Here is a 24,585-nt window from a genome sequence, read left to right on the forward strand (position 1 = left end):
CGCCGGGCGACCCGCTCGGGACACGGGCCGTATGAGGTACGCGCGCGTACGGACGTCGCACGACCGAGGCGTCGTATCAGAGTGCCTGCTTGCGGGAGAGCTGGTTGAAGGCCAGCCAGCCCGGCAGCACCGGCAGCCACAGCGTCAGCAGCCGGAACAGCAGTACGGCCGGGGCCGCGACCTCCTTGGGCAGACCCACGGCGATCAGACCGACCGTCAGCGTCGCCTCGACGGCGCCCACGCCGCCCGGGGTCGGGGCCGCGGAGCCGAGGGCGTTGCCGGCGAGGAAGACGACGGCGACGCTGGCGATGCTGAGCGAGGTGCCCTGCTGGCCGAAGGCGCGGATCGAGGCGTCCAGGCACATCACGAAGCAGGCGGTCAGCAGCAGCATGCCGCCGATGCCGGTGACCAGCTTCTGCGGCCGCTGCAGCACGTCCAGCATGCGCGGCACGACACCGGCGAAGAGCGAGCGCACGCGCGTGACGACGAATTTCCGCAGGAACGGCACCGAGGTGACCACCAGGACGAGCACCGCCACCGTCAGCAGACCCGCGATGACGGTCCGGGACGGCGACAGCGACGGCGTCTTCTCGGTGCCGGTCAGGTAGCCGAAGGACAGCAGCATCAGGATGTGGCAGCCGAGCCCGAACAGCTGGGAGGCACCCACGCTCGCGACCGCCAGGCCGGGCCGAACGCCCGCGCGCTGCAGGAAACGCGTGTTGAGCGCGACACCGCCCACCGCCGCCGGCGCCACGATCTTCACGAACGATCCGGCGACCTGGGCCGCGACGGTCCGCAGGAACGGCACCCGCTCGGGCACGAACCCCAGCAGGGCCATCGCCGCGGCGAAGTAGCTGGCCGCGGAGAACGCGAGGGCCGCGACGACCCAGCCCCACTGCGCGTTCTCGATCAGCGGCCCGAACTCGATGTGGGTGAGCTGCGTGAGCAGGAAGTACGCGCCGATGGCACCCGCGATGAAACTGATCAGAGTCCGCGGCCGCACCCGCTCCAGCCGGGCCGGCTCGACCGGCGCCTGCGGCCTGATGAGCAGCACCTGGTGGCGGATCTGCGTGAGCAGATCCTCTTCCCGCGCTTCGTCGATGGCCTCGTCGATGGCCCGCTTCTCGGCCCGGGCCTCGGCCCGTACGGCCTTCTTGTCGGGCTTTTCGAGTACGGGCCCGGCGCTGTCGTCGGCCGCCTCCAGGCGGGCCTGCTTGGCCTGCCGCGACGCCTCCAGAACCGCCTCACGCTCGCGCTGGGCCCGTTCCCTGGCCAGCCTGCGCAGGGTCGCCCGGGAGGTGCGGCTGAGGGCGATGGGCTGCAGCATCGGCAGGCAGTCGGCCACCGCGTCCGGGCCGAGCACGGCCACCGCCGACGCGACCGCGCGCTCGGCGCCGACCCGCAGACCGAGCGTCACCAGGAGCTGGGAGACGTCCATGCGCAGCAGCAGATCGCCGGCCGCGATCTCGCCGACGCGCAGGTCGGTGAGGATGACCGTGCCGGAACGATCCACCAGAATCGCGTCGCCCACGAGCCGGCGGTGCGCGATGCGCCGGGACTGCAGGGCCCGCACCTGGTGCCAGGTGTCGTGCAGCAGTTCGTCGGTGATCTCGTCGTCCGCCAGGGAGTCGAGTGTGCGCCCGCCGGTGTGCTCGTAGACGAGCATCACCGCGTCGGGGCCGAGTTCGGAGGTCGCGATCAGCTTGGGCGCGTTGGCGCCGGCCGCGATGGCCGCGTAGGCGAGCAGAGCCTCCTGCTCCAGGGCCTGGCGCAGCGACTGCAGGCTGCTGCGGGTGGCGAAGCCGCGCAGGGTGAGGTTGCGCCACGCGCGGTAGAAGAACCCCTGGGCCTGCTGCTCACGGTCGACGACGGTCACGTCCAGGGGCGGCCCGTCCTCCAGGGTGACGAAGTAGCGCCGGCCGCGGTCGCCGGTCTCGTGGGGCTCCGGCACCTCCTCGCGAGCCGCGGTCACCGGGCGGAACCCGACGTGCCGCAGGCCCGCCATCAGCGTCCTGCCGGTGGGGCGGACGTTGGGCGATCCGACCGCGTAGAGCGTGCCGTAGGCCACGGTCCAGCCGATCAGCACCGTCAGGATGATCGAGAACGGTGTCGTGTAGCCGGTGACCAGCATCGAGAACGCGTCGAGGAGCAGCACGATCCACAGCACGGCCCGCCAGCGGGGCCGCCGTGACATGCCGACCGCGGTCATGTAGGCGATGACGGGGGCGAGATATCCGTGCACCGGGTCGGTCAGGGCGTGGATGTCGCCGGGGGAGGGCTGGGTGAGCGCCTCCTGGATGGAGCCGGGGGCGGCCTTGGCGACCCACAGGTCGGTGGCGAGCGTCACACCGTGCGCGAGGACCGCCGCGAGGACGCCATCGGCGATGCGCAGCCCGTCGCGCTTGATCAGCCGCTCGATCGCGAACGCGACCGGAACCAGCAGGATGGCGATGCTGGAGGCCAGCCCTGCGATCTTGATGAGCAGGTCGGGCGCCTGCCCGGTGCCCTTGTTGATGTCCTGTTCGAGGCCCGACGTGGTGCCGTGCGCGAACGCGGCGATCGCGAGCAGCAGCACGATCCCCAGCACGCCCACCATCAGGCGCATCAGGTCCGAGGGGCGGTGCACGCGCGCGGGGAGAAGCGGTTCGTCGCCCTCCACCTCGTCGATGTGCGCCTCCTCGACGAGGTCGACGTCGTCCCTGTCCGAGGCCTTCGCGGACGTCCCCGTGCCGCCGGAAACGGGTTCCGGGCGCGACGAAGCGTCAGAGGTGCTCTCCGCGTCCTCTGGGTGCACACCCTGCTGCTTCATCGTCTCTTCTTGATCTCGTATCACCGGTCACCGCCCGCATGATGGTGGCATGCCCCACCGACACACGGGGGCATCAGGGTGCAAACGCGGGGGCGGACAGTCTGCCGGAAGCGCCGCCCGGGGGCGAGGGATACGCACGGTCACGAGCACGTCCCACTGTCGGTGGCGTGGGGCAGGATGGGCCGGATGAGCGAGGAGAGCCTGCCGCACGAGGACCGACCGGAACACCCGGACGCGCTGCCGGAGTACGCCGAGCGAGTCCTCGAGGTCGCCGAACTGGTACCGCCCGGGCGTGTCATGACTTACGGGGACGTCGCCGAGTGGCTTCAGGAGGGCGGACCCCGGCAGGTCGGCCGGGTGATGGCCCTCTACGGAGGTGCCGTGCCCTGGTGGCGCGTCGTCCGCTCGGACGGCGTCCTGCTGCCCGGGCACGAACTGCGGGCGCTCGACCACTACCGCGCCGAGGGCACGCCTCTGAAGGAGGCGAGCAGGGCCGCCCAGGGCCACCTGCCGCGCCTCGACATGAAGCGGGCGCGCTGGGACGGCGGCGGACGCGCTGAGGGTCACACCTGACAGCTTCCGCCATCCGGCAACCCCGTGTGTGACCCGTGATCCGTATGGGGGAACAGGGGCATGTCTGTCGCATGCCGTACGTTCGAGGGGCGAGGGACATGCGAGGCGTGAGCGTCGGGAGGGAAGAAGCGGAAGCTCTGCTTCCGTCCCGCCCGTCGGCGTAGCGTCGGCTGCACACGTCCCCCTCACCCCGCGATCACCGCCGTGCACGCACGGTGGTCGGACAACCAGCACACCCACCAGGACCGGCGAACCACGTGAGCTCCTCTTCCTCCACCAGGCGCCTGTCGCACCCCGCGGTGCGACAGGGGAACCGTGGCGCTTACCGGCTGGTGCGTACCCCTCCGGTCCGACCGGATCCCCCTCTTCTGGACGCCGCTCAGCGCTCCGTGGTTGACCACAGGTCCGGCCCACTGCTCGTTCTCGCAGGTCCCGGCACCGGAAAGACGACCACACTCGTCGAGTCCGTGGCGGCGCGCATCGCCCGTGGCGGCGACCCCGCGCGCGTGCTCGTGCTGACGTTCAGCCGCAAGGCGGCCGTCGAGCTGCGCGACCGCATGGCGCTGCGCGTGGGGGCGGCCCGCGCTCCCCAGGCGACCACCTTCCACTCGTTCTGCTACGCCCTCGTGCGCGCCCACCAGGACAGCGAGCTGTTCGTGGAGCCGCTGCGTCTGCTGTCCGGCCCGGAGCAGGACGTCGCCGTCCGCGAACTGCTCGCCGGCCAGCCCGACCTGGAGCGACTCGGCCTCGCGCACGTGCGCTGGCCGGACGAGCTGCGCGCCTGCCTGACGACCCGGGGCTTCGCCGACGAGGTCCGCGCGGTCCTCGCCCGCAGCCGGGAACTCGGCCTGGACCCGGTCGCGCTGGACGACTTCGCCCGCCGTATCGGCCGCCCCGACTGGCGTGCCGCGGCGGCCTTCCTCGCCGAGTACCTCGACGTCCTCGACATGCAGGGCGTGCTCGACTACGCCGAACTGGTCCACCGCGCGGTCCTCCTCGCCCGTCGGCCCGAGGTCGCCGAACGGCTCGCCGCGCAGTACGACGCCGTCCTCGTCGACGAGTACCAGGACACGGACGCGGCCCAGGTACGGCTGCTGCACGCGCTCGCGGGCGGCGGCCGCACCCTCGTCGCCTTCGGCGACCCGGACCAGTCGATCTACGCCTTCCGGGGCTCCGACGTGAACGGCATCCTGGAGTTCCCTCACGACTTCCCGCGCGTGGACGGCCGCCCGGCGCCCGTGCAGGTCCTGCGCACCTCCCGCCGCTCCGGCGCCGCCCTGCTCGCCGCGACCCGCCTGCTCACCCAGCGCATGCCGCTCACCCGGCTGCCGGCGGAGAAGGTCCGCGCCCACCGCGAGCTCGCCCCCGTCCGGGAGGGCGGCCGCGCCGAGGTGTACACGTATCCGACGTCCGGTACGGAACTGGACAACATCGCCGACATCCTGCGCCGGGCCCACCTGGAGGACGGTGTCCCGTGGCGCGACATGGCCGTCCTGGTGCGTGCCGGGTCCCGGACGATCCCCACGGTCCGCCGCGCGCTGACGGCCGCCGGCGTGCCCCTGGACATCGACGGCGACGACCTGCCCCTGGGCCACGAACCGGCGGTGGCCCCCCTGCTGACGGCCCTACGGGCGGTGGCCACGGCGGAGGAGGGGACGGCTCAGCCAGAGGAGAACCGGCGCGAGCAGCCCGCATCCGAGGCGTCCCCGCCGGGCAAGGCCCTGGCCGAGGACGCCCCGCCCGAGGCGGCGCTGTCCGAGGAGACTCCGCGCGAGCAGACCGCACCCTGGGCGGCCGTGCCGGGCGAGGCCCTGGCCGGAGAGACCCCGTCCGAGGCGGTCCTGCCCGAGGCGACTCCCTCCGACGCGCCCTCGTCTGAGGCGACTCCCTCCGACGCGCCCTCGTCTGAGGCGACTCCCTCCGATGCGCCCTCGTCTGAGGCGACTCCGTCCGACGCGATCCCGTCCGAGGCGACTCCGTCCGACGCGATCCCGCCCGGAGAGCCCCCGTCCGAAGCGTCCACGCCCATGGCCCGCTCGCCCGAGGCGGCAGCCCCCTGCTGGCTCGATACCGAAACCGCCCTCAGCCTCCTCGCGTCCCCCCTCGGCGGTATGGACGCCGCCGACCTGCGTCGTCTCGGCCGGGCCCTGCGGGACGAGGAGCGGGCCGCGGGCAACGCGCTGCCGCCGCCGTCGGACGAACTGCTCGCGCGGGCCCTCGCCGAGCCGGAGCGCCTGGCCGTGCACGACCCCGCGTACGCGCGTGGCGCGCAGCGGCTCGGTGCCCTGCTCCGCAAGGCCAGGGAACGGCTCGCGGGCGGAGGCACGGCCGAGGAGGCGCTGTGGGACCTGTGGCAGGGCACGCCGTGGCCCACCCGCCTGGAGCGTTCCGCGCGGCGCGGCGGGGCCGCCGGGCGCAACGCCGACCGTGACCTGGACGCCGTGTGCGCGCTGTTCGCGACCGCCGCGCGCGCGGAGGAGCGCACCGGCGGGCGGGGCGCCCTGAACTTCCTGGAGGAGATCGAGGCCGAGGACATCGCCGCCGACACCCTCACGCGGCGTGCGGTACGTCCGGACGCCGTACGCCTGATGACGGCGCACCGCTCCAAGGGCCTGGAGTGGCGTCTCGTCGTCGTCGCAGGCGTCCAGGAAGGACTGTGGCCCGACCTGCGCCGCCGCGGCTCGCTCCTGGAGGCCGACCGCATCGGCCGTGACGGACTCGCCGAACCGCTCACCCCGGGCGCGCTGCTCGCCGAGGAGCGCCGCCTGTTCTACGTCGCCGCCACGCGCGCGCGTGAACGCCTCGTCGTCACCGCCGTGAAGGCACCGGCCGACGACGGCGACCAGCCTTCCCGCTTCCTCACCGAACTCGGCGTCGAACCCAAGGACGTCACGGGCCGGCCGCGCCGCCCCCTGTCCGTCGCCGCACTGGTCGCGGAACTGCGTGCCACGACGGTCGACCCGCGCGTCTCGGACACCCTCAGGCAAGCGGCCGCCCACCGGCTCGCACGCCTCGCCGCGCTCGCCGACGAGGACGGCCGCCCGCTCGTCCCCTCCGCCCACCCCTACCGCTGGTGGGGAATGTTCGAGCCGACCGAGAGCAAGGTGCCGCTGCGCAACCGCGACCAGCCCGTTGTGCTCTCCGGAAGCGCCCTCGACCAGCTCGCCAACACCTGCTCGCTGCAGTGGTTCCTGGGCCGCGAGGTGAAGGCCGACGCGCCCGCGACGACCGCCCAGGGCTTCGGCAACGTCGTGCACGTCCTCGCCGACGAGGTCGCCTCCGGGCACACGCCCGCCGACCTCGCCGTCCTCATGGAACGCCTCGACTCGGTGTGGAACGCCCTCGCCTTCGACGCGCCGTGGAAGTCGGCGCAGGAGAAGGAGAACGCGCGCGTGGCGCTCGAACGCTTCCTGAAGTGGCACGTCATGGACCGCACCGGCCGCACCCCGGTGGCCAGCGAGCACGACTTCGACGTGACACTGGCGGCCGGTGACTACGAGGTCCGCATCCGCGGTCAGATGGACCGGGTCGAGGCCGACGGCGAGGGCCGCGCCTACGTCGTCGACTTCAAGACCGGCAAACAGGCGCCCACAGCGCGCGAGGTGGAATGCCACCCCCAGCTCGCCGTCTACCAGCTCGCCGTTCGCGAGGGCGCCGTGGACGAGGCCTTCGACGGCCTGCGCCCCGAGCCCGGCGGCGCCGAACTGGTGCACCTGCGCCAGGGCGCCGCTCAGCGCGACGGCGGCGAGACGCTGCCCAAGGTGCAGGCCCAGGACCCCATCGAGGGCTCGGCGGGGGAGTGGGTCGGCGACCTGCTCGCCACGGCCGTCGGAAAGGTGCTCGACGAGAGGTTCACGCCGACCGCCGGACAGCACTGCGCGCATTGCGCGTTCCGGGCGTCCTGCAGTGCCCGACCCGAGGGCCGGCACATCGTCGAGTAGCTCGGGTGATTCATCACACCACCCGTGCCGACCTGCGCTTCCGTCGGCTCGGAGGGTGATTTCGTCCTCCGCTGTCAGTGGTCGCCGCTAGCCTCTGTGATGTGCCGCCCCGTATCACCGATCCCGATCAGCTCAAGGAGCTCCTCGGGATTCCGTTCACCCCGGAGCAGACGGCCTGCATCATCGCGCCGCCCGCCCCGCAGGTGATCGTGGCCGGCGCCGGGTCGGGCAAGACGACGGTGATGGCGGCCCGCGTGGTCTGGCTGGTGGGCACCGGCCAGGTCGCCCCCGAGCAGGTACTGGGCCTGACCTTCACCAACAAGGCCGCCGGGGAGCTCGCCGAACGCGTCCGCAAGGCGCTGATCAAGGCGGGCGTCACCGACCCGGACGTCATCGACCCGGACAACCCGCCGGGCGAACCGGTCATCTCGACCTACCACGCGTTCGCCGGCCGCCTCCTGACCGACCACGGACTGCGCCTCGGCCTGGAGCCGACCTCGCGTCTGCTCGCCGACGCCACCCGCTTCCAGCTCGCCGCACGTGTGCTGCGGGAGGCCCCGGGCCCCTATCCGGCCCTCACCCGCTCCTTCGCGGACCTCGTCAGCGACCTGCTGACCCTCGACGCCGAACTCGCCGAGCACCTCGTGCGCCCCGAGGACGTCCGCGCGTACGACGCCGAACTGCTGCGCACCCTGCAGGGCGCCAAACTCACCAACGCCGATCTGCGCAAGGTCCCCGAGGCGGCCGCCGCCCGCCGTGAACTGGCCGACCTGGTGGTCCGCTACCGCGCCGCCAAACGCGAGCGCGACCTGCTCGACTTCGGCGACCAGATCGCCCTCTCCGCACAGCTCGCGCGCATCCCCGAGGTCGGCCGCGTCCTGCGCGACGAGTTCCGGGTGGTCCTCCTGGACGAGTACCAGGACACCTCGGTGGCCCAACGCATCCTCCTGGCGGGCCTGTTCGGCGGCGGCACCGGCCACCCGGTGACCGCCGTCGGCGACCCCTGCCAGGCGATCTACGGCTGGCGCGGCGCGTCCGTCGCCAACCTGGACGACTTCCCCGAGCACTTCGCCCGCCCCGACGGCCGCCCCGCCACCCGCCAGGCGCTCAGCGAAAACCGCCGCAGCGGCGGCCGCCTGCTGGACCTCGCCAACGGCCTCGCGGAACCGCTGCGCGCCATGCACGCGGGCGTGGAGGCCCTCCGCCCCGCCCCGGGCGCCGAACGGGACGGCGTCGTACGCTGCGCGCTGCTGTCCACCCACGCCGAGGAGATCGACTGGATCGCCGACTCGATCGCCCACCTGGTGAACACCGGCAAGGCGCCCGGCGAGATCGCCGTGCTGTGCCGCACGGCGACCGACTTCGCGGAGATCCAGGGCGCGCTCGTCGCCCGGGACGTCCCCGTCGAGGTGGTCGGCCTGTCCGGGCTGCTGCACCTGCCGGAGATCGCCGACCTGGTCGCCGTCTGCGAGGTGCTCCAGGACCCCGGCGCCAACGCCTCCCTGGTCCGGCTGCTCACCGGTCCGCGCTGGCGCATCGGCCCGCGCGACCTCGCCCTCCTGGGCCGCAGGGCACGGCTGCTCGTGTCCCACGCGCGGGTGGAGGACGACGACGACCGGGACCGGCGGCTCGCCGAGGCCGTTGAGGGGGTCGATCCGTCGGAGGTGATATCGCTCGCCGACGCCCTCGACACCTTCCTGGAGATGCCGCTCGACGCGGAGCGGGAGGAGGACGGGCTGCCGTTCTCGCCGGACGCGCGCGTACGGTTCGCGCGCCTGGCCGCCGAACTGCGCGACCTGCGCCGGTCATTGTCCGACCCGCTGATGGACGTCCTGCACCGCGTCCTCGCCGTCACCGGCCTGGAGGTGGAGCTGTCGGCGTCCCCGCACGCCCTGGCCGCCCGCCGCCGCGAGACGCTCTCCAACTTCCTGGACGTCGCCGCCTCCTTCGCCGCCGGGGACGGCGAGGCGAGTCTGCTCGCCTTCCTGGGTTTCCTGCGCACCGCGGCGCAGTACGAGAAGGGCCTCGACAACGCCCTGCCCGGCGGCGAGAACACCGTGAAGGTGCTCACCGCCCACAAGTCGAAGGGCCTGGAGTGGGACGTCGTCGCCGTCCCGGGACTGGTCAAGGACACCTTCCCCAGCACCAAGGGCCGGGAGAAGTGGACCGCCCAGGGCAAGGTGCTGCCGCACGCGCTGCGCGGCGACGCCGACACCCTGCCCGACGTCGAGTCCTGGGACTCCCGCGGCCTGAAGGCCTTCCAGGAGGCGATGAAGGAGCACCAGCACACCGAGGAACTCCGCCTCGGCTACGTCACCTTCACCCGCCCCCGTTCCCTCCTCCTCGGCTCGGGCCACTGGTGGGGCCCTACCCAGAAGAAGCGGCGCGGCCCCTCCGACTTCCTGCTGGACCTGTACGAGCACTGCGAGGCCGGGCACGGCGAGATCGAGGTGTGGGCCGAGGAGCCCGCCGAGGACGAGGAGAACCCCGTCCTGCACACGGCGAGCGCCGACCAGGTCTGGCCCCTGCCGCTGGACGAGGCGTCCCTCGCCCGCCGTCGGACGGCCGCCGAAACCGTCCTGGCACACCTGGAGGACCTCGCCTCCCACGAGGACGGCCACCCCGCGGCCGTACACGACCCGGACCGTCACGAGGACCCGGAGTGGCCCGCGCCGCCGGACGACGAGGATCCCTACGGCGAAGAGGACCCGTTCCCGGACGAGGAGCCCGGAGACTGGGACAGCTGGTCCGCGGACCGCCCGACGGTCCCGCACCAGGCGACGGGGCCGGAGAGCGCCGAGCACGTCGGCACGCGCGCGCCGGAGCACACCCGTGCGCGCGAGCACACCCGCCTCACTCCCGAGGAAGCCCGCACCATCGCCTCCTGGGACCGCGACCTGGACGCGCTCACCGGCGAGCTCCTGCGCGCGCGGGAGGCCGTCACCGACGTCCCGCTGCCGGTGACCCTCACCGCGTCGCAGGTGCTGCGGCTGGCCGCCGACCCGGACGGGTTCGCGCAGGAACTCGCGCGCCCCATGCCCCGCCCGCCGCAGCCCGCCGCGCGCCGGGGCACCCGCTTCCACGCCTGGGTCGAGGCCCGCTTCGAAGAACTCACCCTCCCCGTACTGGAACCGGACGAACTGCCCGGCAGTGACGCCGAGATCGCCGACGAGCGCGACCTGGAGGCGCTCAAGGACGCCTTCGAACGCACCGCGTACGCCCACCGCACGCCCCACCGCGTCGAGGCACCCTTCCAGCTCGTCATCGCCGGCCGGGTGATCAGGGGGCGCATCGACGCCGTCTACAAGGAGGGCGACGGCGAGGCGACGACGTACGAGATCGTCGACTGGAAGACCAGCCGCGACCGCACCGCCGATCCGCTCCAGCTCGCCCTGTACCGGCTCGCCTGGGCCGAGCAGCGGGGCGTGCCCCTGGCGTCCGTCAACGCGGCGTTCCTGTACGTCCGCACCGGTGAGGTGGTACGACCGCGGGACCTGCCGGACCGGGCCGCACTGGAACGGCTGCTCCTGGGCGAGCCGGCCGCGCAAGCAAACTGTGAGGAACCGCCCACCGAGGATGTCGGCGCGGGCCGATAGGCTCGTGACCATGAGCCAGACCCCGGACAGCGCCGTCCGTACGTACATCGAGCAGCACAGCTCCGCCTTCCTGGAGGACCTCGCGGAGTGGCTGCGCATCCCGTCCGTGTCCGCCCAGCCGGACCACGCGCCCGATGTACGCCGCAGCGCCGACTGGCTCGCCGCCAGGCTCCGGGAGACCGGCTTCCCGACCACCGAGGTCTGGGAGACCGCGGGAGCCCCCGCCGTCTACGCCGAGTGGCCCTCCGACGACCCCGAGGCGCCCACGGTCCTCGTCTACGGCCACCACGACGTGCAGCCCGCCGCCCGTGAGGACGGCTGGGACAGCGAGCCCTTCGAGCCGGTCGTCCGCGAAGGCCGCCTCTACGCGCGCGGGGCGGCCGACGACAAGGGCCAGGTCTTCTTCCACACCCTCGGCGTCCGCGCCCACCTCGCCGCGACCGGCCGCACCACCCCGGCCGTCGGCCTGAAGCTGCTGATCGAGGGCGAGGAGGAGTCCGGTTCGCCGCACTTCCGCGCGCTCGTGGAGGAGCACGCCGGACGGCTGGCCGCCGACGCCGTGATCGTCTCCGACACCGGCATGTGGTCCGAGGACACCCCCACCGTCTGCACCGGCATGCGCGGCCTCGCCGAGTGCGAGATCCACTTCTTCGGCCCCGACCAGGACATCCACTCCGGGTCCTTCGGCGGCGCGGTCCCGAACCCGGCCACCGCCGCCGCCCGTCTGGTCGCGGCCCTGCACGACGAGCACGCACGCGTGGCCGTCCCCGGCTTCTACGACGGCGTGGTCGAACTCTCCGACCGCGAGCGCGAGCTCTTCGCCGAACTGCCCTTCGACGAGGAGGAGTGGCTGCGCACCGCCAAGTCGTACGCCGCCCGGGGCGAGGCCGGCCACACCACCCTGGAACGCGTCTGGGCCCGCCCCACCGCCGAGGTCAACGGCATCGGCGGCGGCTACCAGGGCCCCGGCAGCAAGACGATCATCCCGTCCTCGGCGATGGTGAAGCTGTCCTTCCGTATGGTCGCGGGCCAGGATCCCGCGCACATCGAGAAGGTCGTCCGCGACTGGGCCGCCACGCAGGTGCCCGCGGGGATCCGGCACGAGATCACGTTCGGTGCCGCCACGCGCCCGTGCCTGACGCCGTTGGACCATCCCGCCCTGCAGTCCGTGGTCCGCGCCATGGGCCGCGCCTTCGGCAAGCCGGTCCGCTTCACCCGCGAGGGCGGCTCCGGACCGGCCGCCGACCTCCAGGAGGTCCTGGACGCACCGGTGCTCTTCCTGGGCATCTCCGTCCCGTCCGACGGCTGGCACGCGCCGAACGAGAAGGTCGAGCTCGACCTGCTTCTCAAGGGCGTCGAGACCACCGCGTACCTGTGGGGCGACCTCGCCCGCACGTGGCGTCATGCGCCCTGAGCGCCCCACGCCGCCCGGACGGGCGCGGTGCGAGGGGCACACTGAAGGGAACGCCCCGCACCGCCCAGCCCCACCGGAACCGGTCACCTCCCGCCCCGCGTCCCGCCGCACCGCCCGCCGAAACAGCCCGTTCCACAGGGGGAGTTGGAAGCACCCGTGACCACCTGGACCGACCACACCGCCGACCGCCCCATCTCGCTCACCGCCCCGAGCGGCATCGACCGCGCCGCCCATCACCGGCTCGACGAGGCCTGGCTCGCGGCGGCGTGGAGCCACCCCACGACCCGCTGCTTCGTGGTCTCCGGCGGCCAGGTCCTCATCGACGAGACGCCCGACGGCCGTACCGAACTCGTCATGACCCCGTCCTTCGAGGCTCCTCTCACGGAGGCGCACCGCTACTTCCTGGGCACCGACGAGGACGGCGTCAGCTACTTCGCCCTCCAGAAGGACGCGTTGCCCGGCCGTATCGACCAGTCCGCGCGCCCGGCCGGCCTGCGCGAGGCCGGCCTGCTGCTGTCGCCGCGGGACGCGGGCCTGATGGTGCACGCCGTCGGCCTGGAGAACTGGCAGCGCACCCACCGCTTCTGCTCCCGCTGCGGCGAGCGCACGGTCATCGCCGCGGCCGGCCACATCCGCCGCTGCCCGGCCTGCGGGGCCGAGCACTACCCGCGCACCGACCCGGCCGTGATCATGGCGGTCACGGACGCGGAGGACCGTATCCTCCTCGGCCGCCAGGTCCACTGGCCCGAGGGCCGCTTCTCCACGCTCGCCGGCTTCGTCGAGCCCGGCGAGTCCATCGAGCAGGCGGTGCGCCGCGAGGTCTTCGAGGAGGCCGGCATCAGCATCGGGCAGGTCGAGTACGTCGCCAGCCAGCCCTGGCCGTTCCCGTCCAGCCTGATGCTCGGCTTCATGGCCCACGCCACCTCCACCGAGATCGACGTCGACGGCGACGAGATCCACGAGGCCCGCTGGTTCTCCCGCGACGAACTCGGCGCCGCCTTCGACTCCGGCGAGGTGCTCCCGCCCTACGGCATCTCGATCGCGGCCCGCCTGATCGAGCTCTGGTACGGCAAGCCGCTGCCGACGCGGAGCGTGTGACGGGCAGCCCGGTACATGGCGGAACGCGAAAGGCGGTACCCGAGCCGACCTCGGGTACCGCCTTTTCGCACGCCAGGGCTGAGCGTCACACGCCGATCTTCTGCTTCACCTGGGCCAGCGACGGGTTCGTCAGCGTCGAACCGTCCGGGAACAGCACGGTCGGCACCGTCTGGTTTCCGCCATTCGCCTTCTCGACGAAAGCCGCGGACTCCGGGTCCTGCTCGATGTTGATCTCGTCGTACGTGATGCCCTCGCGGTCCATCTGGCTCTTCAACCGGCGGCAGTAGCCACACCACGTGGTGCTGTACATCGTCACAGTGCCCGGCATGTCTCTCGCGCTCCTCAGCTGCTGGGGGATCGGTGCTCGCAGAGAGGGAACGTACTTGAAAGGGCCACCATTCCCGCGCGCGGTACCGGACCCGACGTGACGCCTGCCGCATTAGTACGACAAGAGGGGCCTGCCTGTGGACAACCGGAGCACCCGTCTCCGACGACCTGGCAGCATGGCTGTGTGACAGCAGCAACGCACTCCACGCTCTTCCCGCGGGTACCGGACTCGGCCGACGCGGTGCTCGAAGGGCTCGACCCCGAGCAGCGCGAGGTGGCCACCGCCCTGCGCGGGCCGGTGTGCGTGCTGGCGGGCGCCGGCACGGGCAAGACCCGGGCGATCACCCACCGCATCGCCTACGGGGTGCGGGCCGGGATCCTCCAGCCGTCCAGCGTGCTGGCCGTCACCTTCACCAACCGTGCCGCGGGGGAGATGCGCGGCCGGCTGCGCCAGCTCGGCGCCGTCGGCGTCCAGGCCCGCACCTTCCACTCGGCCGCCCTGCGCCAGCTGCAGTACTTCTGGCCGAAAGCGGTCGGTGGCTCCATGCCCCGGCTCGTCGACCGCAAGATCCAGCTCGTCGCGGACGCGGCCGCCGCCTGCCGCATCCGTCTCGACCGGGGTGAGCTGCGGGACGTCACCGGCGAGATCGAGTGGTCCAAGGTCACCCAGACCGTCCCCGCCGACTACGCGGCGGCCGCGGCCAAGGCCGGCCGTGAGTCCCCCCGCGACCCGGCCGAGATCGCCCAGCTCTACTCCGTCTACGAGGACCTCAAGCGGGACCGCTCCGTCATCGACTTCGAGGACGTCCTGCTGCTGACCGTGGCCGTGTTGCAGGACCGGCACGACATCGCCGAACAGGTCCGCGCCCAGTACCAGCACTTCGTCGTGGACGAGTACCAGGACGTCAGCCCCCTCCAGCAGCGCCTGCTGGAGCTGTGGCTCGGCGAGCGCGACGACCTGTGCGTCGTCGGCGACGCCAGCCAGACGATCTACTCGTTCACCGGAGCAACCCCCGACCACCTTCTCGACTTCCGCGCCCGCCACCCCGGGGCCACCGTCGTCAAGCTGGTCCGCGACTACCGCTCCACCCCCCAGGTGGTCCATCTCGCCAACGGCCTCCTCGCCCAAGCCCGCGGCCGCGCCGCCGACCACCGCCTGGAGCTGGTCTCCCAGCGGGCCGCGGGCCCCGAACCCCGCTACACCGAGTACACGGACGAGCCCGCCGAGGCCGAGGGCGCCGCCCGCCGCATCCGCGAACTCATCGACGCGGGAACCCCGGCGAGCGAGATCGCGATCCTGTTCCGCACCAACTCCCAGTCGGAGACCTACGAACAGGCCCTGGCCGATGCCGGGGTCCCCTACCAACTGCGCGGCGCCGAGCGGTTCTTCGACCGGCCCGAGGTGCGCAGAGCCATCGTCAACCTCAGGGGCGCCGCCCGCTTCGGCGGCAACGACTCCCGGCTGGACGACGCCGTCGACCTGCCCTCCCAAGTGCGTGCCGTGCTCTCCGGCGAGGGCTGGAGCACCGAGCCCCCGGCCGGTTCCGGCGCCGTCAGGGAGCGCTGGGAGTCCCTGGCCGCCCTGGTGAATCTGGCGCACGACTTCGCCGCCGCCCAGCAGGGCGCCACCCTGGCCGACCTCGTCGCCGAGCTGGACGAGAGAGCGAACGCGCAGCACGCTCCGACCGTCCAGGGCGTCACCCTCGCCTCCCTGCACTCGGCCAAGGGCCTCGAGTGGGACGTCGTCTTCCTGGTCGGGGTCGCCGAGGGCATGATGCCGATCACCTATGCGAAGACCGACGAGCAGATCGAGGAGGAGCGCCGCCTCCTCTACGTCGGCGTCACCCGGGCCCGCGAACGCCTGCACGTCTCCTGGGCGCTGTCCCGCTCGCCGGGCGGCCGCCCGAACCGCCGCCCCAGCCGCTTCCTGGACGGCCTGCGCCCCGGCTCCACCGGCGCCGCCGGCCGCGGCGCGACGGGCGGCGCGGGGGGCGTGGAGCGCGGTTACACCAGCAGGCCGGAGTCCGTCGCCCCGCGACGCACCCAGCGGACCCCGGCCCGCTGCCGGGTCTGCGGGCGCACGCTCACCGACGCCGGCGAGATGAAGCTGATGCGCTGCGAGGACTGCCCCTCCGACATGGACGAGGGCCTGTACGAGCGGCTGTGCGAGTGGCGCGCGGAGCAGGCACGGCGCAGCGGGCAGCCTGCCTTCTGCGTCTTCACCGACAAGACGCTGATGGCCATCGCCGAGGCCGTACCGGACGACGCGCACGAGTTGGCACGCATCCCCGGGGTCGGACAGCGCAAGCTCAACCGCTACGGGGCGGACGTACTGGCTCTGTGCGCAGGCCAGGACCTCGCGGCTGACGGCGAGAAAGACTGATGCGAACTCGTCGGAAAAATAGTTTGCGCATGCCCCAGCAATCCCCATAGGTTCTTAGCCACGGGGACAGAGGCCTTCTCGGAGGCCCTGATTCCGTGCTCTACTTGCATATCCGTCGGACTGGTTCAACCCAGTCCCCGAAGCGCCGAGAGGAGGCGAGTCCAGTGATCAGCATCAACACCAGCTCCACCAGCAGCGTCAAAATGACCGATCGCTCGGTCGTCGTCTCCCTGTGCATGCTCGGCGCCTCGATCCCGGGCACCGGTCTGTCCGGCATCCGTGCCGTGCGTCCGGCGTCCCCTGTGTCTCCCGCGGGTCTTCCCGTCCGTGAGCGCAATGAGCGACCGACGAAGGCACTGGAAGCAGTAGAGGCACAGGCGCAGGCCTATGCCTTTACGGCCGCCGGTGCCGGAAGCCGGAAGCAGACGCAGCACCACCTGATGTGGGCCTTCCGTGGGCCAGAACCCTGGAGTGATCCAGCCTGACAGCCGATCAGGCCGGCGCCTTCAGGGCCGCGGAACCCCATCCGGGATCCGCGGCCCTTCTGTTTGTCCCCCCACCGGGGACGACGGAGTGAAGGGGCCTCGGGACAACAGCAGAACCCGGTACCAGCCGCCTCCCGGCCCAACAGGGCCGGAAACGAACAGACGAGGAAGACGACCCGTGCAACTCGAAGCGCACGCCCCGTCCGTACCGCCTTCCGAAACGATCCCCCCGCCCGGCCTCACGGAGGACTCCACCTTGACCCCGCTCACCGCGCTCACCGCGCTCGACGACGCCATCGAGAACCTCGGCGTACCCGTCCCCTGCCGTTCCTACGACCCGGAGGTCTTCTTCGCCGAGTCGCCGGCCGACGTCGAGTACGCCAAGTCCCTCTGCCGCACCTGCCCGCTGATCGAGGCCTGCCTCGCCGGCGCCAAGGAGCGGCGTGAGCCCTGGGGCGTCTGGGGTGGCGAGCTGTTCGTCCAGGGTGTCGTCGTCGCCCGGAAGCGGCCGCGTGGTCGCCCGCGCAAGAACCCGGTCACGGCATGAACACCGTAGGCACGATCGACCGTCCCCTCACGCACGACCCCAAGAAGCAGGCCCCGATGAAGCCGTCCACCACTGAGCCCACCGGCTCCGCGATCGAAGACTCCACCTCCACCGACGTGACCGGTTCGCGTCAGAACAGGACCCGAGAGATGCAACTCATTCCAGAAGCCCTGGCACGTGCGCATATGCACGAGCGGCTGCGCGAGGCCGAGCGGGAACGCCCGGCCGCGCGTGTGGTGGCCGCCCGCCGGATGCAGCGCCGGGCCGAGCGCGCCTCGCGCCTCGCCCGCCGTGCGCTCGCCATGGCGGTCATGCAGTAGCCGCCCCATTTGAAGACGGCGCCTCCCGAGCCCGGGAGGCACCGGCCTCCCCGCGGGGCCGGTCCGTGCGAACGGACCGGCCCCCGCGGTGCGTTGCACCCGCCCGAGCTCCGGCCCCGGAGGTATCGTCACCGGATGACGAGTCCTCCCGGAAACCGTGACGACTCGGGCTCCGCGGCGGAGCCCCGGCCACTGGTGTGCGCCCGCTGCGCCGCCCGGGCCGAGGAACCGCAGCCCACCTGGACCTTCTCGGTGGAGGACGGCGTCCGCCGGCACTACTGCGACGCCTGCTCCCGGGAGAACCTCCGGGCGATCGAGGGCCGGCTGGACTCGGCCTGGTGGTAGGTCAGGCTTCCGCAGCCGGCTCGTCCTCCTCCGCGTCCTCCAGCACGAACCCCGGCAGCCACTCCTCCAACTCCTCGCGCAGCCGCACCGTGGCCCCCAGCTGACACAGGACACCGATCGTGCTCAGCGTCACCCGGTGGATCAGAAGGTAGGCGGGCGGCAGGTTCAGCTGCTTGCCCAGTTGGTAGGCCGGTGAGCGGGGGTCGGCGATGCGGGCCGCCTGGCTGCGCATCCAGCCGCGGGTGAAGGTGAACTCGTCCGCCCGGGCCGGTTCGATGATCGGCAGCAGGTAGTCGAGGACGGCCGCCGGGTCCAGCTCTATGGACTCCTTGACGAAACCCTCCTCGCAGAGCAGCTCGTAGACGGCCTCCGCATCTCCGTCGAGGGTCATCCGCAGGGAGTCGCCGATCGGGGTGGGCAGGCCTCCCGGGAGACGGTCGACCGTGCCGAAGTCCAGCACGCCCAGCCGCCAGTCGCCCTCGCCGTCCGCGTCGCCGGGCAGCAGGCGGAAGTTGCCCGGGTGCGGGTCGGCGTGCAGCAGACCGGTGCGGGCCGGACCGGAGAAGAGGAAGCGGGCCAGGAGCTGTCCGGCGCGGTCGCGCTGCTCCGGAGTGCCGTCCGCGATGATCTCCGAGAGCGGGATGCCGTCCATCCACTCCGTGATCAGGATCTGGTCGCACTGGTGGACCACCACCGGCACCACCACGTCCGGGTCGCCCGTGAACTCCTCGGCGTGGACCTGCTGGGCCTGGGCCTCCAGAGCGTAGTCCAGCTCCTCCGAGACACGGTCCCGGAGTTCCGTGATCAGCGGCTTGATGTCCATACCGGGAATGAGCGGGCCCAGCAGACGGGCGAAACGGCTGAGTTGGTTCAGATCGGACAGAAGGGCGTCGCCGGCTCCCGGGTACTGCACCTTGACCGCCACCTCGCGGCCGTCGTGCCACACCCCCCGGTGCACCTGGCCGATCGAGGCGGCCGCGGCCGGCTTGTCCTCGAACTCCAGGAACAGCTCCTGCCAGTCAGCGCCGAGCCGCTCGCCGAGCACCGTGTGCACGGTGCGCGTCGGCATCGGCGGGGCCGCTTCCTGCAACTTCGTCAGCGCCGCGCGGTAGGGGCCGGCGACCTCCTCGGGGAGTGCGGACTCGAAGACGGACAGGGCCTGCCCGAACTTCATCGCACCGCCCTTGAGCTCGCCCAACACCTTGAACAGCTGCTCCGCCGTACGCTGCTGCAGCTCGCGGCCGACGATCTCCGCCGACTCGCCGACGATCCTCTTGCCCAGTCCCCAGGTGGCCCGCCCGGCGAAGCCGAGCGGGAGCGCGGCGAGCTTGGCGGTCCGGGTGACCGCCTTGCGGGGAAGATCAGACATGCGCCCTCCAAGTCCCTGCCGGCCGCGCCGCCTCTGCCTCACGGCACAACTTCATCGGCGACCGTTGCACTCTCATTGTCTCGTGCCGGTCCGCGTCCTCAGCGGTGTGTTCCCCCTTACTTACCTTCTCCCCGGCTCCGCACGGGCATGCCGGGTGGGGCCAGACCGGCCGGGAATGCCAGTTCAGGGCCGGTAGGGAGACCTCCCAGCGGGCTCCGGCGCTCGCCGGGAGATGGCCGTCGAGAAAGGCGAGCGCGTGGCCCGCCGCCAGTCCTGCAACCAGAGTGGCCAGTGTCACATCGCACGGCCGCACCTGCCGTGACCTGCCCGAACCCGAACGCCACTGGGCGACCAGGCGGGGCCAGGCCGGGTCCCGGTCGGTGCGTCCCTCGTGCAGACAGCCCGCGCACCCCGTTTCGCCGGGCAGCACGAGGGGGCCGACGACACCGGTCGCCTCGACCACCCCGGCGTACAGATGGGGCGTACCCGAAGTGATGAGGGGTTCGGCGGTGGCCGGTGCGGGGGCGTGGACGGCGACGTCGTCGCGCGGGGCGAGGATCACCAGCGAGAATCCCGGGTCGCCGTCCGACGGCGGTGCCGTGGGGCCGCGGCGCGGCGGGCGGCCCGGTGCGCAACGGCGTACCGCCTGCCGGGCGGCATCGTCCCTGCGGGCGCCCACCGACTCCGGGGACAGACCGCCCGGCGAGACGTCCCAACGCTCGACCCGGCCGATGTCCCGGACGTCGACCTCGCCGACTCCCGCGGCCGCCAGCAGCGAGGCCAGCAGCGCTCCCACCCGGCCCGCTCCCCGGACCTGCACGCGCAGGGATCGCCGGGCGGCCAGCCGTGCGATCGCGTCGCCCGGCTCGGTGGTGAACACGGACAGTGAGGCCAGGTCCGGGCGAAGCCGGTCCAGGGCCTCCTTCTTTCCGCGCAGGGCGTCGGCGGCCGGCCCGCCTCCCTTCGCGTCGTCCAGCAGACCGGCCCCGACCAGCCGCGACACCAGCGTGTCGACGTGACTGTCTGGCAGGTCCATGCGGCGCCCCTCCTCACGCAGGAGCGGCAGGCCGCGCGTGCCGTCGAGCAGGTCGAGGAAGCTGCCCGTCGCGGAGTCCATCGGGCCCAGCGTCATCGCGTGCGCCGGAGCCATGCCGAACTGCACCGTGTTGAGATCACGCCAGCCACGCCTGAAGGCGGGCTTCACCACAGGTGCGATCACGTCCCTCGCATCCCTCGCATTCCCGGCATGTGTGGCGCGCAGTGCTTCCATGGCATTCATCGGCAGGCCCCCGTAGCCCTGAGAGAACATCCCCGTCCGCCGACGGAGGCAGGTCGGCCTCCGCGGTGAGACCCAGCATGCACGGACCCGGCGGAGCGTGCCGAAAGTTGTCCACAGGCGGTGGATATTCGTCGTACAAATCAAACGCTCGGTGGGGGATCGGGACGGAACCGTCCGGGAGTCGGGACTTCCCCATGTGCAGCGGGTAACGTCGGGGCGTGCCCGCCGACCCACTGCACAGCGCCGGAACGCCACAGCGCAGCACGACGAGCCAGCCGCCGAGCGGCTCGGGGGCGAGCGCGATCGAGGTCCGCAGGAGCGCCCGGCGACGCCGGACGGTCTCCGCGTACCGCGAGGGCGATCGCACCGTCGTGCTCATCCCTGCCCGGATGTCCGAGGCCGAGGAACAGCGCTGGGTCACCGTCATGCTCGACAAACTGGCCGCCCAGGAGAGCAAACGGATCCTCGGCGACGACGCGCTGGCGGAGCGCGCCGAACGGCTGTCCGCCCAGTACTTCGAAGGCCGGGCGCGGCCCGCCTCGGTGCGCTGGGTCACCAACCAGAACACGCGCTGGGGCTCGTGCACCCCGTCAGAGGGCAGCATCCGCCTGTCGCACCGGCTGCAGGGCATGCCCGAATACGTCATCGACTACGTCCTCGTCCACGAACTGGCGCACCTGCTGGTACCCGGGCACGGGCCGCGTTTCTGGCGGCTCCTGGAGGCCTATCCCCGCACCGAGCGCGCCCGCGGCTACCTCGAAGGAGTGGTCGCCGCCGAACGGTTGCCGCATCTGCCGGGCGCCCCCGACGAGTGACGGCCGCCCCGGCCGCCGGGACGCGGTTGTGTACCGGGTCTGTACCGGCTTCTTCCGATGTCGGAGTTAGCCGTTAGCCTGGCGCGACGCACTCACATTCGGGATGGGGGACGGTCGTTACGCATGGCCAGGGAATTCCAACGCGGCCACAAGGCCAAGATCAGTGACCTCACCCCGGGCACCGATCTGTACGTAGGCGTGCAGATCGGCGGACCCGGGCTGACGTTCGACATCAGCTGCTTCGGCCTCGACGCCGACGAACGGCTCTCGGACGACCGCTATTTCATCTTCTTCAACCAGCCCAAGTCCCCCGAGGAGTCCATCCAGCTCCTGGGTGCGCAGGCCGGCGACACGGAGTCCTTCCGCATCACGCTGGACAGGATCCCGCCGCAGATCCATAAGCTGTCCTTCACGGCGACCATCGACGGCTCCGGCCAGATGTCGCAGGTCGGCCCCGGATACCTGCGGATCGTCGCGGGCGGCGAGGAAGTGGCCCGGTACGCGTTCAACGGCTCGGAGTTCACCACCGAGCGGGCCGTGATGCTGGGCGACTTCTACCTGAAGGACGTGTGGCGCTTCGCGGCCGTCGGCCAGGGCTTCGACGGCGGTCTGGAGGCGCTGCTGAAGAACTTCGGCGGCGAGGTCGCCGAGGAGGAGGCACCCGCCGCTCCCCAGCAGCCGCAGGCATCCGGCGCCACTCCCGGGTTCGCGCCGCCCGCCTTCGCCGCCCCGGCCGCCCCTCCCGCACCGGCTCCGGCGCCGCAGCCCGCCCAGGGCTTCGCTCCGCCTCCGGGCGCGACCCCGCCCCCGCCTGCGGCACCCGCGCCCGCGCCGAACGTGCACGCCGCGCCCACCATCGTCGCGCCGATGACCCCGCCCGGCGGCGCCCCGGTGCCGCCCCCGGGCCCCGTACCGGCCCCGTACGGCCAGCCGCCCCAGCAGCAGCCCTACGGCCAGCCCCCCGGCCACGGCGCCCCGCCGCCCGGATACCCGCAGGCGCCGCAGGCCCCCGCCCCGCCGCCCGGCTACGGGCAGCCGACCCCGCCGCCCGGCTACGGCCAGCAGCCGCCCTTCGGCCAGGTCCCGGGCCAGCAGGCCGGCGGCTACGGCGTCCCGCAGGGTGCTCCCCAGGGGGGTGCCGGCGTGTCCGCCGCGCTGTCGGTGTTCAAGGAGACGCCCACCGGACAGCGCTGGACGCAGCAGAACAAGAAGCTCATCCGGGTCGACCTCGGCATCGGCGGCCAGCCCGTGCTCGCCCGGCAGGGCAGCATGGTGCTCTACCAGGGCAAGGTCGACTTCGGCTACAAGGGCGCCGGCTTCGCGGGCCGCATCGTGGGCAACGCGACCGGCCAGGAGATGCAGCTGATGCGCTGCACCGGCCAGGGGCAGGTGTTCCTCGCCGAGAACGCCACGCATCTGCACCCGATCGAGCTCCAGGGCGACGCGATCTGCGTCTCCGCCGAGAACGTCCTCGCCTTCGACGAGACCCTGCAGTACGAGGTCCGGCGCATCGAGGGGCACGGCATCCCCGGGGGCGCGCTGTTCACGATGCAGTTCCAGGGGACCGGCACCATCGTCGTGAAGACGCACGGCACGCCGGTGGTGCTGCCCGTCACGCCCACGACGTTCGCCGACGCCAACGCCGTGGTCGCCTGGTCGGCCGCCTCCCAGGTGATCGTCTCCAGCCAGGTCCGGATGCGCCGCAACGCCTACCCGGGCGACACCGGGGAGAGCGTGAACCTGCAGTTCCGGGGCGCCCCCGGCAACTTCATCGTCGTCCAGCCGTACGAGGTCTGAGGGAGCCCGTCATGAACCAGCCGCTCGCGGGCTACGCCCCCGCACCCGTCACCGCCCGCATGGAGAACCACGGCGAGCACATGCTCAAGGTCGCCATGCAGAGCGGGCAGGACCTCTTCGCGCGCGTGGGCTCGATGATCGCCTACGAGGGTTTCATCCAGTACGAGCCCAACCCGCCGGCCGTGCGCCAGATCGCCCGTGACTGGATCACCGGTGAGGGCGCGCCCCTGATGAAGTGCTCCGGCGACGGACTGCTCTACCTCGCCGACTACGGCGCGAACGTCGTCGTCATCAACCTCAACGGCGACGGCATCTCCGTCAACGCCACCAACCTGCTCGCCTTCGACGCCCACCTCACCTGGGGCGTCGAGCGGGTCAAGGGGCTGGCGAAGTTCGCCGGACAGGGCCTGTGGAACACGAAGATCTCCGGGCAGGGCTGGGTCGCGCTGACCTCCCGGGGAACCCCGATCGTGGTCGACTGCGGCGGTGGCGAGGACGAGACGTACGTCGACCCGGACGCCCTCGTCGCCTGGTCCCCGAACCTCAAGGTGAAGGGCAAGCGCAGTTTCAAGGCGCAGTCGCTGATCGGCCGTGGCAGCGGCGAGGCCTACCAGATGGGCTTCTCCGGCCAGGGCATCGTCGTCGTCCAGCCCAGCGAGGACAGCACCGACCGCCTCCGGTTCCGGGGCTGAGGGGGAGCCAGAAACGCCATGCAGAGTCCGCTTTTCGCCTTCAACGACTCCCAGTCCCAGGAGCGCTACAGCCTGCAGAACAAGCAGCTGCTGCGCGTCAACCTGGAGGGTCATGACGACATCCTGGCCCGAAAGGGCACCATGGTCGCCTACCAGGGGCTCGTCGAGTTCGACGCCGAGTACCAGAGCAACAACCAGGCACGCGCGCGTGCCCACACCGGCGAGGGCCTGAGCCTCATGCGCTGCCACGGGCAGGGCACGGTGTACTTCGCCAACCTCGCCCAGCACATCCATGTGATGGACGTGGAGCAGGACGGCCTGACCGTCGACAGCGGCTACGTGCTCGCGATGGACTCCTCGCTGCACCACGAGGTCATCGCCGTCGACAGCCTCTACGGCATCTCCGGCTCCGGGAAGTACCAGCTGAACATCACCGGCCGCGGCAAGGTGGCGCTGATGACCTCCGGTGCGCCGCTGATGCTGCAGGTCACGCCCGACAAGTACGTCAACTGCGATGCGGACGCGATCGTCGCCTGGTCCACCGGCCTGCGGGTGCAGATGCAGGCCCAGACGCACTCCTCCGGGGTGTGGCGGCGCCGCGGCAACACCGGTGAGGGCTGGGAGCTCAGCTTCATGGGCAGCGGCTTCGCGCTGGTCCAGCCGAGTGAGCTGCTGCCGCCGCAGAACGCCCAGATCGGTCAGGGCCTCGCCGCCCAGTACGGCATGGGCCAGCACGGGGCCCGGGCGCAGAACCAGGGCAACGTCTGGAGCTAGTACCCGTAAGGGGTGACCGCC

18 protein-coding genes are annotated in these 24,585 nt (G+C 72.2%); 14 read left to right on the forward strand and 4 right to left on the reverse strand.

Annotation, left to right across the window (positions count from 1 at the left end):
- Positions 1 to 76: 76 nt before the first annotated feature.
- Entirely contained in the window at positions 77 to 2,809 is a 2,733-nt protein-coding gene (locus FBY22_RS02930) for a lysylphosphatidylglycerol synthase domain-containing protein (RefSeq protein ID WP_142142332.1), read from the reverse strand.
- A 186-nt stretch (positions 2,810 to 2,995) separates the two neighbouring features.
- Between FBY22_RS02930 and FBY22_RS02935 the strand changes: the two genes are divergently transcribed.
- The 5 genes from FBY22_RS02935 (at position 2,996) to nudC (ending at position 13,431) form a co-directional block, all read left to right on the forward strand.
- The gene (locus FBY22_RS02935) at positions 2,996 to 3,382 is read left to right on the forward strand and encodes an MGMT family protein (RefSeq protein ID WP_142142333.1); all 387 of its coding nucleotides are present in this window, start codon (positions 2,996 to 2,998) and stop codon (positions 3,380 to 3,382) included.
- A 257-nt stretch (positions 3,383 to 3,639) separates the two neighbouring features.
- Positions 3,640 to 7,323: an ATP-dependent DNA helicase gene (locus tag FBY22_RS02940; protein ID WP_142142334.1), complete on the forward strand. Its 3,684-nt coding sequence runs from the start codon at positions 3,640 to 3,642 to the stop codon at positions 7,321 to 7,323.
- 101 nt (positions 7,324 to 7,424) lie between these two features.
- Positions 7,425 to 10,919, forward strand: a complete 3,495-nt coding sequence (locus FBY22_RS02945; protein WP_142142335.1) for an ATP-dependent DNA helicase — start codon at positions 7,425 to 7,427, stop codon at positions 10,917 to 10,919.
- Positions 10,920 to 10,929: 10 nt separating this feature from the next.
- Positions 10,930 to 12,333: a dipeptidase gene (locus FBY22_RS02950; RefSeq protein WP_142142336.1), complete on the forward strand. Its 1,404-nt coding sequence runs from the start codon at positions 10,930 to 10,932 to the stop codon at positions 12,331 to 12,333.
- Between the two features lie 156 nt (positions 12,334 to 12,489).
- Positions 12,490 to 13,431 carry an NAD(+) diphosphatase gene (gene nudC, locus FBY22_RS02955; protein ID WP_142142337.1) on the forward strand — a complete coding sequence of 314 codons (942 nt, stop codon included), beginning with the start codon at positions 12,490 to 12,492 and terminating at the stop codon, positions 13,429 to 13,431.
- Positions 13,432 to 13,516: 85 nt separating this feature from the next.
- Here the strand turns inward: nudC and FBY22_RS02960 are convergent, their stop codons facing one another.
- Positions 13,517 to 13,759: a mycoredoxin gene (locus tag FBY22_RS02960; protein ID WP_058923365.1), complete on the reverse strand. Its 243-nt coding sequence runs from the start codon at positions 13,757 to 13,759 to the stop codon at positions 13,517 to 13,519.
- 183 nt (positions 13,760 to 13,942) lie between these two features.
- Between FBY22_RS02960 and FBY22_RS02965 the strand changes: the two genes are divergently transcribed.
- From FBY22_RS02965 to FBY22_RS02985, 5 genes are all read left to right on the forward strand, one after another.
- Entirely contained in the window at positions 13,943 to 16,141 is a 2,199-nt protein-coding gene (locus tag FBY22_RS02965; protein ID WP_142142338.1) for an ATP-dependent DNA helicase UvrD2, read from the forward strand.
- A 164-nt stretch (positions 16,142 to 16,305) separates the two neighbouring features.
- The gene (locus FBY22_RS02970) at positions 16,306 to 16,626 is read left to right on the forward strand and encodes a hypothetical protein (protein ID WP_174267073.1); all 321 of its coding nucleotides are present in this window, start codon (positions 16,306 to 16,308) and stop codon (positions 16,624 to 16,626) included.
- A gap of 178 nt (positions 16,627 to 16,804) precedes the next feature.
- On the forward strand, positions 16,805 to 17,173 hold the full coding sequence (locus tag FBY22_RS02975; RefSeq protein ID WP_019072119.1) for a WhiB family transcriptional regulator: 369 nt from the start codon (positions 16,805 to 16,807) through the stop codon (positions 17,171 to 17,173).
- Positions 17,170 to 17,493, forward strand: a complete 324-nt coding sequence (locus FBY22_RS02980) for a hypothetical protein (protein WP_142142340.1) — start codon at positions 17,170 to 17,172, stop codon at positions 17,491 to 17,493. The genes FBY22_RS02975 and FBY22_RS02980 overlap by 4 nt, the downstream gene beginning before the upstream one ends.
- A gap of 135 nt (positions 17,494 to 17,628) precedes the next feature.
- Positions 17,629 to 17,838 (forward strand): hypothetical protein, encoded by a 210-nt coding sequence (locus FBY22_RS02985; protein ID WP_142142341.1) that lies wholly within the window; start codon positions 17,629 to 17,631, stop codon positions 17,836 to 17,838.
- A gap of 1 nt (position 17,839) precedes the next feature.
- Here FBY22_RS02985 and FBY22_RS02990 read toward each other — a convergent pair whose 3' ends face one another.
- Together FBY22_RS02990 and FBY22_RS02995 are read right to left on the reverse strand one after the other, a co-directional pair.
- Positions 17,840 to 19,207, reverse strand: a complete 1,368-nt coding sequence (locus FBY22_RS02990; protein WP_142142342.1) for an AarF/ABC1/UbiB kinase family protein — start codon at positions 19,205 to 19,207, stop codon at positions 17,840 to 17,842.
- Positions 19,200 to 20,423, reverse strand: a complete 1,224-nt coding sequence (locus FBY22_RS02995) for a TOMM precursor leader peptide-binding protein (RefSeq protein ID WP_142147311.1) — start codon at positions 20,421 to 20,423, stop codon at positions 19,200 to 19,202. The genes FBY22_RS02990 and FBY22_RS02995 overlap by 8 nt, the downstream gene beginning before the upstream one ends.
- Positions 20,424 to 20,704: 281 nt before the next feature.
- Between FBY22_RS02995 and FBY22_RS03000 the strand changes: the two genes are divergently transcribed.
- From FBY22_RS03000 to FBY22_RS03015, 4 genes are all read left to right on the forward strand, one after another.
- A complete protein-coding gene (locus FBY22_RS03000; protein WP_142142343.1) occupies positions 20,705 to 21,301 on the forward strand; it encodes a M48 family metallopeptidase in 597 nt (198 codons plus the stop codon).
- Positions 21,302 to 21,424: 123 nt separating this feature from the next.
- Entirely contained in the window at positions 21,425 to 23,098 is a 1,674-nt protein-coding gene (locus FBY22_RS03005) for a TerD family protein (protein WP_142142344.1), read from the forward strand.
- Between the two features lie 11 nt (positions 23,099 to 23,109).
- Positions 23,110 to 23,790 carry an AIM24 family protein gene (locus FBY22_RS03010; RefSeq protein WP_142142345.1) on the forward strand — a complete coding sequence of 227 codons (681 nt, stop codon included), beginning with the start codon at positions 23,110 to 23,112 and terminating at the stop codon, positions 23,788 to 23,790.
- A gap of 18 nt (positions 23,791 to 23,808) precedes the next feature.
- On the forward strand, positions 23,809 to 24,564 hold the full coding sequence (locus FBY22_RS03015) for an AIM24 family protein (protein ID WP_142142346.1): 756 nt from the start codon (positions 23,809 to 23,811) through the stop codon (positions 24,562 to 24,564).
- The last annotated feature ends 21 nt before the right edge of the window (positions 24,565 to 24,585 follow it).

Source organism: Streptomyces sp. SLBN-31 (genome assembly GCF_006715395.1).
GTDB lineage: Bacteria > Actinomycetota > Actinomycetes > Streptomycetales > Streptomycetaceae > Streptomyces.

Excerpts from the sequence above, each read along its gene's own strand:
- FBY22_RS02930 (WP_142142332.1), bottom strand. The coding sequence starts at position 2,809 with ATGAAGCAGCAGGGTGTGCACCCAGAGGACGCGGAGAGCACCTCTGAC.
- FBY22_RS02935 (WP_142142333.1), top strand. The coding sequence starts at position 2,996 with ATGAGCGAGGAGAGCCTGCCGCACGAGGACCGACCGGAACACCCGGAC.
- FBY22_RS02950 (WP_142142336.1), top strand. The coding sequence starts at position 10,930 with ATGAGCCAGACCCCGGACAGCGCCGTCCGTACGTACATCGAGCAGCAC.
- FBY22_RS02960 (WP_058923365.1), bottom strand. The coding sequence starts at position 13,759 with ATGCCGGGCACTGTGACGATGTACAGCACCACGTGGTGTGGCTACTGC.
- FBY22_RS02980 (WP_142142340.1), top strand. The coding sequence starts at position 17,170 with ATGAACACCGTAGGCACGATCGACCGTCCCCTCACGCACGACCCCAAG.
- FBY22_RS02985 (WP_142142341.1), top strand. The coding sequence starts at position 17,629 with ATGACGAGTCCTCCCGGAAACCGTGACGACTCGGGCTCCGCGGCGGAG.
- FBY22_RS02990 (WP_142142342.1), bottom strand. The coding sequence starts at position 19,207 with ATGTCTGATCTTCCCCGCAAGGCGGTCACCCGGACCGCCAAGCTCGCC.
- FBY22_RS03005 (WP_142142344.1), top strand. The coding sequence starts at position 21,425 with ATGGCCAGGGAATTCCAACGCGGCCACAAGGCCAAGATCAGTGACCTC.
- FBY22_RS03010 (WP_142142345.1), top strand. The coding sequence starts at position 23,110 with ATGAACCAGCCGCTCGCGGGCTACGCCCCCGCACCCGTCACCGCCCGC.
- FBY22_RS03015 (WP_142142346.1), top strand. The coding sequence starts at position 23,809 with ATGCAGAGTCCGCTTTTCGCCTTCAACGACTCCCAGTCCCAGGAGCGC.